This is a genomic window from Microbacterium sp. F1-18 (genome assembly GCF_052921305.1).
On the sequence record NZ_JBREVD010000001.1, the window covers coordinates 416,685 to 429,773 of the forward strand.

The 13,089-nt window shown below is 70.4% G+C and carries 16 protein-coding genes; 5 read left to right on the forward strand and 11 right to left on the reverse strand.

The features are described from left to right. The first annotated feature begins 134 nt into the window (after positions 1–134). A complete protein-coding gene (locus tag ACU6RU_RS02035; protein ID WP_120263405.1) occupies positions 135–590 on the forward strand; it encodes a CinA family protein in 456 nt (151 codons plus the stop codon). A gap of 13 nt (positions 591–603) precedes the next feature. On the opposite strand, the gene ACU6RU_RS02040 is transcribed toward ACU6RU_RS02035, so the two are convergent. From ACU6RU_RS02040 to ACU6RU_RS02050, 3 genes are all read right to left on the reverse strand, one after another. Continuing rightward, a complete protein-coding gene (locus ACU6RU_RS02040; RefSeq protein WP_120263406.1) occupies positions 604–897 on the reverse strand; it encodes a hypothetical protein in 294 nt (97 codons plus the stop codon). A 64-nt stretch (positions 898–961) separates the two neighbouring features. Beyond that, positions 962–1,921 carry a Gfo/Idh/MocA family protein gene (locus ACU6RU_RS02045; protein WP_446725772.1) on the reverse strand — a complete coding sequence of 320 codons (960 nt, stop codon included), beginning with the start codon at positions 1,919–1,921 and terminating at the stop codon, positions 962–964. 41 nt (positions 1,922–1,962) lie between these two features. After that, positions 1,963–2,271, reverse strand: coding sequence for a hypothetical protein (locus tag ACU6RU_RS02050; RefSeq protein ID WP_259455241.1), 309 nt, complete (start codon positions 2,269–2,271; stop codon positions 1,963–1,965). A gap of 163 nt (positions 2,272–2,434) precedes the next feature. Here ACU6RU_RS02050 and ACU6RU_RS02055 point away from each other — a divergent pair, with 163 nt between their 5' ends. After that, positions 2,435–2,734, forward strand: coding sequence for a DUF7882 family protein (locus ACU6RU_RS02055; protein ID WP_120263409.1), 300 nt, complete (start codon positions 2,435–2,437; stop codon positions 2,732–2,734). Between the two features lie 13 nt (positions 2,735–2,747). On the opposite strand, the gene ACU6RU_RS02060 is transcribed toward ACU6RU_RS02055, so the two are convergent. The 5 genes from ACU6RU_RS02060 to ACU6RU_RS02080 form a co-directional block, all read right to left on the reverse strand. Next, on the reverse strand, positions 2,748–3,194 hold the full coding sequence (locus tag ACU6RU_RS02060; protein ID WP_183045307.1) for a MarR family winged helix-turn-helix transcriptional regulator: 447 nt from the start codon (positions 3,192–3,194) through the stop codon (positions 2,748–2,750). 90 nt (positions 3,195–3,284) lie between these two features. After that, complete coding sequence (locus ACU6RU_RS02065) at positions 3,285–4,739, reverse strand: phytoene desaturase family protein (protein WP_289330926.1); 1,455 nt, start codon at positions 4,737–4,739, stop codon at positions 3,285–3,287. Further along, positions 4,736–5,176, reverse strand: a complete 441-nt coding sequence (locus ACU6RU_RS02070) for an SRPBCC family protein (protein WP_289330925.1) — start codon at positions 5,174–5,176, stop codon at positions 4,736–4,738. Before ACU6RU_RS02070 ends, ACU6RU_RS02065 begins: the two co-directional genes overlap by 4 nt. A 24-nt stretch (positions 5,177–5,200) precedes the next feature. Beyond that, positions 5,201–6,376 (reverse strand): zinc-dependent alcohol dehydrogenase, encoded by a 1,176-nt coding sequence (locus ACU6RU_RS02075; protein ID WP_120263413.1) that lies wholly within the window; start codon positions 6,374–6,376, stop codon positions 5,201–5,203. Beyond that, positions 6,373–6,591 (reverse strand): multidrug transporter, encoded by a 219-nt coding sequence (locus ACU6RU_RS02080; RefSeq protein WP_120263414.1) that lies wholly within the window; start codon positions 6,589–6,591, stop codon positions 6,373–6,375. Before ACU6RU_RS02080 ends, ACU6RU_RS02075 begins: the two co-directional genes overlap by 4 nt. A 105-nt stretch (positions 6,592–6,696) precedes the next feature. Here ACU6RU_RS02080 and ACU6RU_RS02085 point away from each other — a divergent pair, with 105 nt between their 5' ends. Continuing rightward, the gene (locus ACU6RU_RS02085) at positions 6,697–6,819 is read left to right on the forward strand and encodes a hypothetical protein (RefSeq protein ID WP_023952386.1); all 123 of its coding nucleotides are present in this window, start codon (positions 6,697–6,699) and stop codon (positions 6,817–6,819) included. 79 nt (positions 6,820–6,898) lie between these two features. Here ACU6RU_RS02085 and ACU6RU_RS02090 read toward each other — a convergent pair whose 3' ends face one another. Next, positions 6,899–7,408 carry a MarR family winged helix-turn-helix transcriptional regulator gene (locus ACU6RU_RS02090; RefSeq protein ID WP_120263415.1) on the reverse strand — a complete coding sequence of 170 codons (510 nt, stop codon included), beginning with the start codon at positions 7,406–7,408 and terminating at the stop codon, positions 6,899–6,901. A 180-nt stretch (positions 7,409–7,588) separates the two neighbouring features. Between ACU6RU_RS02090 and ACU6RU_RS02095 the strand changes: the two genes are divergently transcribed. After that, entirely contained in the window at positions 7,589–7,945 is a 357-nt protein-coding gene (locus ACU6RU_RS02095) for a DUF7882 family protein (RefSeq protein WP_120263416.1), read from the forward strand. Between the two features lie 161 nt (positions 7,946–8,106). Then, the gene (locus ACU6RU_RS02100; protein ID WP_446725773.1) at positions 8,107–9,759 is read left to right on the forward strand and encodes a thiamine pyrophosphate-binding protein; all 1,653 of its coding nucleotides are present in this window, start codon (positions 8,107–8,109) and stop codon (positions 9,757–9,759) included. Here ACU6RU_RS02100 and ACU6RU_RS02105 read toward each other — a convergent pair. Continuing rightward, positions 9,756–11,645 (reverse strand): FAD-dependent monooxygenase, encoded by a 1,890-nt coding sequence (locus ACU6RU_RS02105; protein WP_446725774.1) that lies wholly within the window; start codon positions 11,643–11,645, stop codon positions 9,756–9,758. The genes ACU6RU_RS02100 and ACU6RU_RS02105 overlap by 4 nt on opposite strands. A 24-nt stretch (positions 11,646–11,669) precedes the next feature. Beyond that, positions 11,670–13,070 (reverse strand): MFS transporter, encoded by a 1,401-nt coding sequence (locus ACU6RU_RS02110; RefSeq protein WP_120263419.1) that lies wholly within the window; start codon positions 13,068–13,070, stop codon positions 11,670–11,672. Between the last annotated feature and the right edge of the window lie 19 nt (positions 13,071–13,089).

Consider the following 13,089-nt stretch of genomic DNA (forward strand, 5'->3'; position numbering starts at 1 on the left):
TTTACTCCCCGCCGAACTAGGACTAAAGTCCCGATTCTGCATGCAGGTGCGGCGCACGTATCACCGCACCGGTTTCCGGACAATCCCCGCGCCCCCGGCGCCGCGCGGTGCTTAGGGTCGCCCCAGGAGGAGACATGACACACATCGACGAACTCGCCCGCCGCGCGCAGGAGACCGGCACCGTGATCGCCGTGGCGGAATCACTGACCTCGGGCAACCTCGCCGCGACGATCGGCGCCGCCGAGGGCGCCGGCGACTGGTTCGCCGGCGGGGTCGTCGCCTACCGACTCGAGACGAAGCACCGGGTCCTGGATCTGGCCGAGGGCATCGATCCCTGCTCCCCCGAGTGCGCCGAACAGCTGGCGCGGGCCGTCCGCGAGCTCACGGGAGCCGACCTCGCAGTGTCGGCGACCGGCGTCGGCGGACCGGAGCCCCACGACGGACATGAGCCGGGGACGGTCTACCTCGGGTGGAGCGCCGGCGACGACACCGGGCACGTGCTGCTCGAGCTCGACGGCGAACCCGAGCAGGTCATCGACGACAGCGTGAACGCGGCCGTGGGACTGCTCATCGATCGGATGCGAGACTGACCGCGGTCGCGCCTCACGCCGGCGAAAGCGGAGGCCGGTGCGCGATGGGCAACGGCTTGGTCGCCAGCGGCGATCCCGCCCGGCGCGACGCGGCATGGCGGGCGGCGATGGCGAACGCCGCCTCACCGATCGCGACGAACGTCTCCGTCCCCGCGGTCCCGCAGAGCCACACGACCTCGTAGACACCGTCGCGGCGCCGTTCGACGTAGGCGACGACGGCGTCGGCATCCGAGGCCGGGCGAGCGGGATCGCATACCCGCCAGGCATCCTCAGCGATCTCATCCCAGCGCAGTCCCGAGTGTTGCATGATTCGAGCCTGCGTCGAGCGGCCACGGAACCCCAGGGCCTTGACACCACGCTCGACGGATGCGTCAGGCGGCGGCCGCCTGACGAATGCGCTCGAGGGTGCGCAACGTAGCCGATGTCCGAACCTGGTCGTCGTCGGGGGCGGCGCCACCGCCGACGAGCTCCACGAAACGAGCGACCTCACCGTCGAGAGTGTCGACGGGCGCCTCGGACGTCCACTCCGACTCGGGGCCGCCGGCCCCGAGTCGCGTCACGCGGCGCGGGCTGGCCAGATGATCGATCAGGAGCGTCGCGCTCTCGCCCTGGATCTCGCTCGGCCGGACCGCGGTCGTGATCTTCGAGTATCCGACGTCGACGACCAGTCCCGGGTACCGCAGCACCGCGAGACCGGCGCCGTCCGCGCCGGTGGCGATCGTCACCGCCGACGCGGAGACCTGTGCGGGCTCACCGAAGAGCAGGATGGCCGCATGCACGCCGTAGACGCCGAGGTCGGCGAGCGCACCTCCGCCCATCGCGGGGTCGAAGATGTTCGGCGTCTCTCCGGCGAGCACGGCGTCGTAGCGCGAGGACCGCTTGGCGTAATGGAATGAAGCGCGACGGAGGACTCCGAGCGATCCCAGCTGCTCGCGAACAGCCCCGATGCCCGGATCGTATGCCGTGCGCATCGCCTCGATCAGCACCACCCCGGCACGCCGGGCGCGGTCGACGAGGTCGTCCCACTCGGCGGCGGAGGCGACCGCGGGCTTCTCGACGAGCACGTGCTTTCCGGCTGCGATGGCGGCTGCGACCTGCGGTGCGTGCGCCGAGTTGGGCGACCCGATGTAGACCGCGTCGATACCGGGGTCGGCCAGGACCGCGTCCAGGCCCGCGAACGCCCCGGCCACGCCCAGACGATCCGCGTACGAGCGCGCCTTCGCACCGTCGCGCGAGGAGACCGCGGCGACCTCGATGCCGGGGGTGCGGGATGCCGCGCCGATGAACGCGTCGGTGATGACGCTCGTGCCGACGGTCGCGATCCGGATCATGCCTTCAGCCTAGAAGGCCGCGGCCTCGGCTCCGAGCGCCGTCAGTGGCGCCGGGTCGAACGCAGCGTCTGCACCGCTTCGTCGAAACGCAGCGTCTGCCGCAATTCGACCGCGGCCGAGTACCACGGGCCGCCGAGCGCGACGAAGACGGCGCCGACGACGTCGATGAATCCGAGGACGACCTCGCCCTCGCGCACCTCGTAGCGGTCGACGTCGACGAGCTCCCAGCGGACATCCGCCTGCGCGCTCGCGGGCTCGGGGCGCCGAGTGGGTAGCTGACGAAGCGCTCCCGATGTGGCCAGGCGCACCGCGCTGGGCTTGCGGGCGATCGGTGACATATCCAGAACCATGACCACTCCTGTCGCTCTTCACCGAGTGTCGCGCCCCGGGCCCGCCGCACCTAGCCGCTTGACAGAAGTTCACGCGGGGTTTACGCACGAGCAACACGGCCTAACTAGTTCGCCTAACTAACCGGAATTAGTTAGGCCGGAACCCGCGATTAGCCTCGCGTCCGTGGGAACACTCGTTTACGGAAGCCAGGGGCGGACGTTCGACGTCGAGGACCGTCTGCTCGCGCACCTGCGGGTGGTCTTCATGAACAAGTTGCGACGCAACGAGCCCTTCATGTTCCATCGCTCGACCGACAGTGGGCTGTTCAGCGTCTGGGTGCATCCGGCGGTGCCGATGGTGTTCCTCTTCAGCGGCAGCCGACCGCCGACGATCAACCGGCACTGGGTCGAGGCGCTCATGCTCGAGGCGGGCGGGGCGAACGGCCTCCGTGTGATCCCGGAGCCGGCGACCGCCGACGCCTGACGACCCGCGTGCCTCAGCGGCACTCCTCGTCGACGGCCTCCGCGATCGCGTCGAGAAGGGTCGCCAGCTTGGCGGCGGTCTCCTCGTCGAGCCCGCGCGCGATGTCGCGGACACGGACCGTGAGCGGATCGACGCCCTCGACGTCGGCGTTGCGGTCGGTCGGGACGACGTACTTGCTCCGGCCGTCGTCGGGGTTCCGCTGAAACGCGACGAGTCCCCCGTCGTGGAGTCGCTTCAGCATCGTGGTGGCCGTCGGCGTCGAGATGCCGAGCGTCGCCGCGATATCGGTCGGAGTGACGCGCTTGCCGGCATCCGCACTGTCGTAGACGACGCGCATCGCGGCGCGCGCGGTCTCACTCGGACCGCAGTCGCTCTGCCGACGCCGAGCCAGACTGGCTTCGGCCAACCGCAGACGCTCGACCGCACGCGCGACGGATTCGGGCTCGGACGAACCGCTCACCATGGAACCTCCCGCAGACGACGATGATCCGTCCACTGTAAGAGCGCGGCGGATCGACGCACTTCCGCTTGACTCGGACACATCGCGACCCTAGAGACGCGGCGACAGGTCGGGCCGGGTGCGCACACCGAACTCGTGCCGCAACGCGCTCAGCGCCGCCCACCACCCCGCCAGGCCGTGCACACCCGGCCCCGGACTCGTCGACGACGAGCAGAGGTACACCCCCGTCATCGGCGTTCGCCACGGGTCGCGGGCGAGCACGGGCCGCGCGATCAACTGGTCGAGCGACGGCACACCGGCGGAGATGTCGCCGTCAGGGTAGTTCAGGTTACGGGTCGCCACCTGCCGCGCGGTCTCGGAGCGTGTGCCGAGGATCGTGTCGCGGAAGCCCGGCGCGAAGCGTTCGATCTGACGCACGATCGCCTCCGTGCGGTCGACGTCGCTGCCCGCGGGGACGTGCGTGTACGCCCACAACGTGTGGTGGCCGGCCGGCGCGCGGCTCTCGTCGAACAGCGACGGCTGGGCGACCAGCACGTATGGCGCATCGGGCAGGCGACCCGCCCGCACCGCGTTCTCCGAGGCCGCGATCTCCGACCGCGTGCCGCCCACGTGCACCGTGCCACTGCGCGCGATGTCCGGATCGCGCCACGGCACGGGCGCCGAGAGCGCGAAATCGACCTTCGCGACGGCGTCGCCATAGCGGAAGCGCTCGAGGCGGTGGCGGTAGCGCGCCGGCATCCGCTCACCCGACATCCCGATGAGGGCTCGCGGGGTGACATCCAGCAGAAGCGCACGCGCGGAGGGCAGCTCGTCGAGCGAGCTGATGCGGCGACTCGCGAAGAGCTGGCCGCCGTGGGCGCGGATGTCGTCGACCATCGCCGCGACGATGGCGCCACTGCCGCCCACCGGGATCGGCCACCCCCGAGCGTGGCCGTAGGTCGCGAGCGCGAGTCCGCCACCGGCCGCCGCGAGCGTGGGCAGACCCAGGATCGTGTGGGCCGCGACCCCCGACACGAGCGCCGGTGCGGCCTGCTCGCGGAACCGCAGGTTCCATGCCGCCGTCCCCTGTTCGAGGGTGCGAGCCCCGAACCAGGCCGCGGCGATCGGATCACCGGGCACGCGCAGCAGCGAGCCACCCGTGAAATCGGCGATCCCCCGCACGCGGTCGACGAGGGGGGCCATCAGTCGTGCGTATGCGCGGCCGTCGACGCCCAGGCCGTCGGCGGTGCGGTCGAGGTCGCGATAGGCCAGGGCCGCCCCACCGTCGAGCGGGTGCGCGTACGACACCTCCGGCACGACGAACTCGACCCGCCGACGGAGTCCGAACTCGCGGAAGAACGCTGATTCGAACGCGAGCGGGTGCACCGCCGAGCAGAGGTCGTGCCGGTACCCCGGAAGGGTGATCTCACCCGTCGCCGCGCCGCCGCCGAAGTGGTCCTCCGCTTCGAAGACGGCCACCCTCAGTCCCGAGCGGGCGAGGGTGACGGCCGCCGCCAGTCCGTTCGGCCCCGAGCCGACGATGACGGCGTCGTACTCGGTCGTCACCGTCCCGCGCCGCCCTCCGCCAGGTGCGCGAGCCGCCGGAGCGTCTCGGCGTTGCGCACGTGGAGGGGCAGATCGAGGAGCGGCTGCGGGATGAGGGAGCCCGGCCCCTCCGCGGCGACCTCCTGCAGCCGCACGACGCAGTCGTCGCCCCGCGGCTTGACGTCGATGGTGATGTGGGCCTCGCCGACCGGCCACCCTCGCGCCTGGAGCACCATGCGTCGGGGCGGGTCGAACTCGAGCACCGAGGTGCTGTCGTCGATCACGAAGGGCCACACTCCGAAGGAATGGTGCAGCTTCGAGCCCTTCTGCGGCCACGCTTCGCCGACGTCTCTCATGCGCGACGCGCCGACGACCCAGGCCGGGAAGAGCCAGCCGTCGTTCAGGACCGCGAAGACATCCTCGGGTGCACAGTGCATGAGCCGGACGTTACGCGACACGGCGGTCTCCTCTCCGGGGCGAGGTCACGGCTGCAGCACCACCTTGATGCAGCCGTCCTCCTTCTTCTGGAAAGTTTCGTAGAGGTCCGGCGCGTCGGCCAGCGGCGCGCGGTGGGTCGTCAGATCCATGACCCCGAGCGGGTCGGCGGGATCTTCCACGAGGGGCAGCAGGTCATCGATCCAGCGCTTGACGTTGCACTGTCCCATCCGCAGGCTCAGCTGCTTGTCGAACATCGTCTTCATCGGCATCATGTCGGCCTCGCCCGCGTACACGCCGCTGATCGACACGGTGCCGCCGCGGCGCACCAGGTCGATCGACGAGTGGAGCGCGGCGAGCCGGTCGAGTCCGCCGGTCTCCATGACTTTCTGCGCCAGAGCGTCGGGCAGCAGGCCCAACGCCTTGTGCACGGTCGAGACGGCCGGGTTGCCGTGCGCCTCCATGCCGACCGCGTCGACGACGGCGTCCGCGCCACGTCCGTCGGTGAGATCACGGAGCTCGTCGACCACCGAGTCGGTCAGGTCGAACACCTCCGCGCCGTGTCGTTCGGCCATCGCACGCCGCTCGGCGACAGGATCGACCGCGAGCACCCGGTAGCCGCGATGCGCGCCGACGCGAGCGACGAACTGCCCCACGGGACCGAGGCCCATGACGGCGAGCGTCCCGCCGTCGGGCACGTCGGCATACTCGACGCCCTGCCATGCGGTCGGGAGGATGTCGCTGAGGAACAGGTAACGGTCGTCGGGCAGGTCGGAACCGACCCGGATGTGGTTGTAGTCGGCGAGCGGCACGCGGAGGTACTCGGCCTGCCCTCCCGCAACCTGACCGTACAGCTTCGTGTAGCCGAACAGCGACGCACCGCTGCCGTACTCCGTCACCTGGGTCGTCTCGCACTGGGACTGCAGTCCCCTCCGGCACATGAAGCAGTGGCCGCATGAGATGTTGAACGGCACCACGACCCGGTCGCCGACCGCGAGGTTCGTCACCGCCGAGCCGACCTCGACGACGACGCCCATCGGCTCGTGGCCGAGCACGTCGCCGCGGTCGATGAACGGCCCGAAGATCTCGTAGAGGTGCAGATCCGACCCGCAGATCGCCGTCGACGTGATCCGCACGATCGCGTCCGTCGGCTCGAGGATCTCGGGATCGGGCACGTTCTCGACCGAGACGTTGCGGCGCCCCTGCCAGGTGAGTGCCTTCATCGCGCCTCCTCCGATCCGTCGCCGTCGGCTTCGGGCGTGCCGGGGCCGGGGCCGGGGCGCACGGCGGCGGTCTCGGCGATGTCGATGCGCGTCACACCATCGTGCTCGCTCGTCTCGATACGTGGTGCCGCGTCGGCCTCGGTCGAGCCGCCGGCGCGCAGCAGCTCTTCACGGCGGTCGTTCTCGTCGGTCAGGGGTTCAGATGAGTCGGACATGGGCCGACCGTAAGCACGTCGCCCCGACCGGGGCGAGGGGATGGCGACGACCTGGCAAGCGTGATAGCCAGGGGACGACAAGCCCATCCCGGAAGGAGACCGTCGATGTCGCGAGACGACGCGAAGCCCAGTCAGGCCGAAGGTGCCGACCCCGAACACCCCGACACGGGCGAAGCCCCGGAGGAGGCTACGGGACACCCCTCGCAGGCCGAGGGCGAAGACAGCTGACCACGAGATCAGCTGAACGCAATGAGCCAGGGGCCGGCATCCACCGAGGTGGAGCCGGCCCCCGGCATGTTCAGGCTCGTCAGGCGCTGCGTCCGGCGACGTCGTCGAGGGCGGCGGCGAGCAGGTCCATGACCTCGGCGGCGATGGCGGCCCGGTCGGCGTCGAGCTCATCGATGACGGTGACGATCGCGCGGTGATGGGCGGCGAAGGCGGCATCCACCCGCTCGATCGCCGCCTCCGTGGGAACGAGGTAGTGCGCGCGGCGGTCGCTGGGGTGCTGGACGCGTTCGACCAGGCCCTTCGATGCGAGGCGCTCGACGACGTTGGTCACGGTCGCGCTCGAGGTGGCGAGCATGACGATGAGGTCCTTCGGGCCCAGGTCGCGGCCGTCCCGGTGACCCTGGACGAGGTACCGCAGCGCCGTCAGGTCGATCGCCGACAGCTCGGACGCCCGCACGGCGAGACCCGCCTGCACCTGCTCGGCGCGCCGCAGGCGCAGCACGGCATCGCTCAACCGACGGCCGACCTCATCGCGGGGTTGGTCCGCGTAGAGATGAAGTCCTTCATGACGGACGACGTTCTGAGGCATCGGGTTGCCACCTCCTCACGAACAGCATCCTAGAACACTAGTCCGGCTTGACAGATTCTGTCTTTCACAGATCGTGAGATACATAAGATCTAAGAATTGACAGGAAGTGTCTTGTCTGGCTAGATACTTAACGAGGGAACCAACACTTTCCTCTCTCATCGACGATCTCAGGAGGACAGCATGGGACAGCTCCACTACGGAAACTCCGACACCCGCATCGAGATCCCGGACCGCCTGCTCGCGCACCTGAAGGTCGTCATCGCGACCAAGCTCCGGCGCAACGAGAGCTTCATGATGTCGTGGACCGGCGACGGAGGTCGTTCGTCGATCTGGCTGCAGCCGTCGATCCCCCTGCGCTTCGTCTTCGGAAGCGCCGACATGGAGGTCCTCAACCCGGCCGCTGTCCGCGACATGGCCAACGCCGCGACGTCGTCCGCCGGTCTCATCGTGGCTCTCGATCAGGAGATCCCCGAGGCCCCGCAGCGGGAGCTGCGCCCCGTGACCGCCGGAGTGCCGCGGCTGAAGGTCCCGGCCTGACCCGCACCGCACCGCACACTTCACGCCGTCGTCGGTCGTTCCTATAATCGGAACGTCCGGCGGCGGCGTTGCCGTCGGTGCTCGAAAAATGGGCACGAAGCGGCATCCGCGCGTGAGACACATACGGCCTCCATCACCGTCCCGTCTCGAAAGGCATCGCCATGCCCTCCGTCTCCGCGCATGTCTCCGCAGTCCTCGCCCGACACGTATCGCACGTCTTCGGCGTGATGGGCAACGGCAACGCCCATCTGCTCGATGCACTCGAGCGTTCGCCCCGCGTCACCTTCACCGCGCTTCGCCATGAAGCCGGCGGCGTGGTCGCCGCCGATGCCCACTACCGTGCCGGAGGCGGCCTCGCGGCAGCGACCGCGACGTACGGCGCGGGCTTCACGAACACCCTGACGCCGCTCGCCGAGGCGGCTCAGGCACGCACCCCGCTGGTCCTGGTCGTCGGCGACGCGCCGACGTCGGGACCGCGCCCGTGGGACGTCGACCAGATCGCCCTCGCCTCGGCGGTCGGGGTCCGCACGTACACGGTCGGCCGAACGGATGCCGCCGCCACGACCATCATCGCGATCGAGCACGCCCTCGCGTACTCCGCCCCCGTCGTCCTGGCGATCCCCTACGACGTCGCGAAGGCCGACGCCGGGCCGCTGACCGACACGCCCGAGCCGCGGCACAGCGCAGCACCGGCTCCGACCACACCGTTCGCGGCGGGCACGGTCGCACAGATCGCCCGCGCGCTCGCGACGTCGCAGCGCCCCCTCATCCTGGCCGGCCGGGGCGGCTGGCTCGCGGGAGCGGGACGAGCACTCGGAGACATCGCCGACGCCACCGGCGCCGTGACCGCGACCACCGCGCTCGGACGCGGCCTTTTCCCCCGCCCGGAGTTCGACCTCGGAGTCACGGGCGGCTTCGGCGCCGAGGGCGCGATGCACCTCATCCGCGAAGCCGATGTCGTGGTCGTCGTGGGCGCGTCGCTGAATCAGTTCACGATGCGGTTCGGCGCCCTGTTCTCACCCGGGACGACCGTCGCACAGATCGACACGGCCCCCACGGCGACGCATCCGCATGTCGGGCTCTACGTGCGCGCCGACGCGGCCCTCGCCGCCCGGGCGATCGCCGACGAGCTCACCGCGATCGGTGCTCCCGCGAGCGGCTGGCGCGAATCGCTCGACATCGCCGACCTGCGCGACCACCACCCCGGCGACGCTCTCGCCCCCGATGGGCGCCTCGACCCCCGGTCCGCCGCGCGGCGGATCGGAGAGCTGCTGCCCGAGGACCGCGTCGTCGTGTCGGACGGCGGACACTTCATCGGGTGGGCGAACATGTACTGGCCCGTGTCGTCGCCCGACCGGATGATGATGGTGGGCACGGCGTATCAGTCGATCGGACTCGGCTTCCCCTCCGTCCCCGGCGCGGCTCGCGCCCGCCCCGACGCGACGATCGTGCTGACGACCGGTGATGGCGGCGGACTCATGGCCGTCAGCGACCTCGAGTCCGCGGTGCGGGTCGCGGGCGGCCGCGGCCTCGCGGTCGTGTGGAACGATCGCGCGTACGGCGCCGAGGTGCACCTCTACGGCGCACAGGGCCTCGCGCCCGCCCCCATGCTCATCCCCGAGGTCGACTTCGCCGCGCTGTGCCGCGCTGTCGGCGGTGAGGGCGTCGTCGTGCGCGCACTCGACGATCTCGACGCCCTCGCCCGGTGGCGCGATCGCCCCGCCGATGAGCGGCCGTTCCTCCTGCTCGACCTGCGGGTGTCGGCGCAGATCCGTGCGCCGTACCAGGAGGAGATCCTGCGCGTGAACTCCTAGCGCGGCAGCAGTGCTGCCGCGAAGAAGCGGGCGAGCTCGTCCGTCGCGGTCAGCGGCAGCACGGCGGCCACATACTGGTCGGGGCGGACGACCACGACGACCCCGTCTCGCGAGAGCCCCCGCTCGTCGAAGATGTCGGAATCGTGCCACGCGCTCGGCGCCGCGGCGAACACCTTCTCCCAGTCCGTCAGGCCGAGCGGGCCCGTGCTCGGACGGAAGACGTCGGGCACGAGCGGCAGCTCGATCTCGTCGTACCGCTGCTGGTACACGACCTTGACGTCGAACACCGCATCGACGTCGGCGCCCGCGGGGGTGTGCACGGACACCGGCGACACCGGCGACGCCAGCCACCGCGCGAAGTCGTCGAGGGCCGAGGGCGCGCCAGGCAACGGGGCATCGGCGAACGCGTAGATGCGCCACCGCCCGTCGGCGCGGGCATGGTGACCGAGGTGGACCGCGTTGCCGTCGGCGACGCGCGCGACCTCGACCGAGGCGAAGCGCATGCCGATCGGGAAGCCCGAAGCGAGCTCCTGGTGGGCACCGTCGGCGACGATCACCGACGGTGCGTAGCGCGTTCGGAAGCCCGAGGGGAACTCGGCCGTCGCCAGGTAGTGCGTCGCGAGGTCTTGCGGATCAGTGACCTCCTCGGGCTTTCGCGCCATGAGGGCCGACCACTCCCGGTCGAAGTCGATGAGCTGCTGCGCGACGGGGCGCCGCTCCGCTGAGTACGTGGACAGCAGCGACGGCGCAGCCAACCCCGTCAGGACATGACCGAGCTTCCACCCGAGGTTGAACCCGTCCTGCATCGAGACGTTCATCCCCTGACCGGCTTTCGCGCTGTGGGTGTGGCAGGCATCACCGGTGAGGAACACGCGCGGCGCACGCTCGGCCCCCGCCGGGACGTCGTCGAAGCCGTCTGTGACACGGTGTCCGACCTCGTAGACGCTGTGCCAGGCGACTTCCTTCACGTCGACCGAGTACGGATGCAGGATCGCGTTAGCTCGCCGGATGATCTCGTCGATCGGCGCCTGCCGCACACGGTGGTCGTCGTCGGGGGCCACCGCGCCGAGATCGATGTACATGCGGCTGAGGTAACCGCCCTCCCGCGGGATGTGCAGGATGTTGCCGGCGGCCGAGTTGATCGCGCACTTGATCCGCCAGTCGGGGAAGTCGGTGTTCACCAGCACATCCATGACGCCCCACGCGTGAGCGGATGCCTCACCGACGTGGACCCGCCCGATCGCGTCGCGCACGCGGCTGCGCGCACCGTCGCACCCCGCGACGTACTTCGCGCGGATCGTGCGCTCCTCCCCCGCCCGCTCTCCCGTGAGATGACGGACGCGCGCCTCGACGGGGAAGTCGCCCTCGTCACCGACCGTCAGCCCGAGGAACTCGACGCCGTAGTCCGGCACGACGCGCCCAGGGCCCTGCGCCGCAGCCTCGGCGAAGTAGTCGAGCACGCGCGCTTGATTGACGATCAGGTGCGGGAACTCGCTCATTCGCAGCGCGTAGTCCTCGGTGCGCATGGTGCGCACGATGCGCACCGGGTCGGCAGGGTCGGGCGCCCAGAAGTTCATCCAGCCGATGTTGTAGGCCTCGGCCATGATGCGCTCGGCGAACCCGAAGGCTTGGAAGGTCTCGACGCTGCGCGGCTGGATGCCGTCGGCCTGCCCCAGCTCGAGTCGCCCGACCCGGCGCTCGATCAGGCGGACGTCGACGTCGGGGAACTGCGACAGCTGCGCCGCCAGCAGCATCCCCGCCGGTCCCGAGCCGACGATCAGGACGTCGGTCTCATCGGGCAGCTCAGCCGAGCGGTGCAGCCCGCGACCGGCCGCGGGCTGCACGCGGGGATCCCCCGAGACGTAGCCGTGATGGTGGAACTGCATCGCGCCCCCTCCTCGCCGCCGCGCTCAGCGTCGACCGATGCCGACGATCGGGCTGACCGACTGCTCGGCCTCGTGGTCGGGGTCGAGCGGGATGCCGCTGCGATCGCGCAGGAGCAGCGTCGCGACGAGCCCGAGGACCGTCATCCCGGCCAGGTACCACGTCACCGACATCGTCGAGCCCGTCGCCTGCACGAGCGCCGTGGCGATGGTCGGCGCGAACGCGCCGCCGAGAATGGCGCCGATGGCGTATGAGATCGAGACCCCCGAGAACCGGATGGATGCCGGGAAGAGCTCGGCGTACAGCGCGGCCTGCGGGCCGTACGTCAGGCCCAAGCCGATCGTCAGGATCGCCAGCCCGGTGAAGAGGAGACCGATGCTCCCGGTGTTCACGAGCGGGAAGAGGGCGAACACGCCCGCGAGCTGGAGGATCCAGCCGGCGATGTAGGTCGTCCGGCGCCCGATCCGGTCGGAGAGGAACCCGGCGATGAGCGTCGTGATGAGCCAGGTGACCGCCGAGCCGGCCACCGCCCACAGCACCGGCTCGCGGTCGAAGGCGAGGGGGCCGTCGGGGTTCGTGGCGTAGTTCTGGATGTATCCGCCGGTGGTCATGTAGCCGACGGCGTTGTTGCCCGCGAAGACGAACGCGGCGATGATCACGAGCGCGGCGTGCTTGCGGAACAGCTGCACGATCGGCATCTGCGCCTTCTCGCGGCGCTCGGCGAGCTCGGTGAACACGGGGCTCTCCTCGACGCGGCGACGCACGTACCAGCCGACGAGGATGAGCACCACGCTCAGCAGGAACGGCACCCGCCAGCCCCAGGCCAGGAACGCGTCTCCCGGGGCGATCATGGCCATGAGCGCCATGACGCCCGATGCGAGGAGCAGCCCGAGCGGCACACCGATCTGCGGCGACGCCCCGAACGCACCACGGCGCGTCTTCGGGGCGTGCTCGACGGCCATGAGGACCGCGCCGCCCCATTCCCCGCCCGCTGAGATGCCCTGGACGATGCGCAGCAGCACGAGGATGACGGGAGCGGCGAGACCGATCGTCTCGTACGTCGGCAGCAGGCCGATGAGAGCGGTCGCTACGCCCATCAGGATGAGTGTCCACATCAGCACGAGCTTGCGCCCGAGCCGGTCGCCGAGGTGCCCCGCGAGAAAAGCTCCGAGGGGGCGGAACAGGAAGCTCACGCCGACGGTGGCGAAACCGATCAGCGCGCTGTTGGCGCCCAGCGGCGCGAAGAAGAGCTGGCCGAACACCAGCCCAACCGCCGTGGCGTAGATGAAGAAGTCGTACCACTCGACGGTGGTCCCCACGACGGTGGCGAACACCACGCGGCGCCGGTCGGCGGTGGTGGCGATCGTCCCGGTGGGGGTGAAGCCGCTTCGCGCGGCCGGGCCGGGTGTGGATGTGGGGGTGCTCATCTTCGTGCTCCCGAGGTGT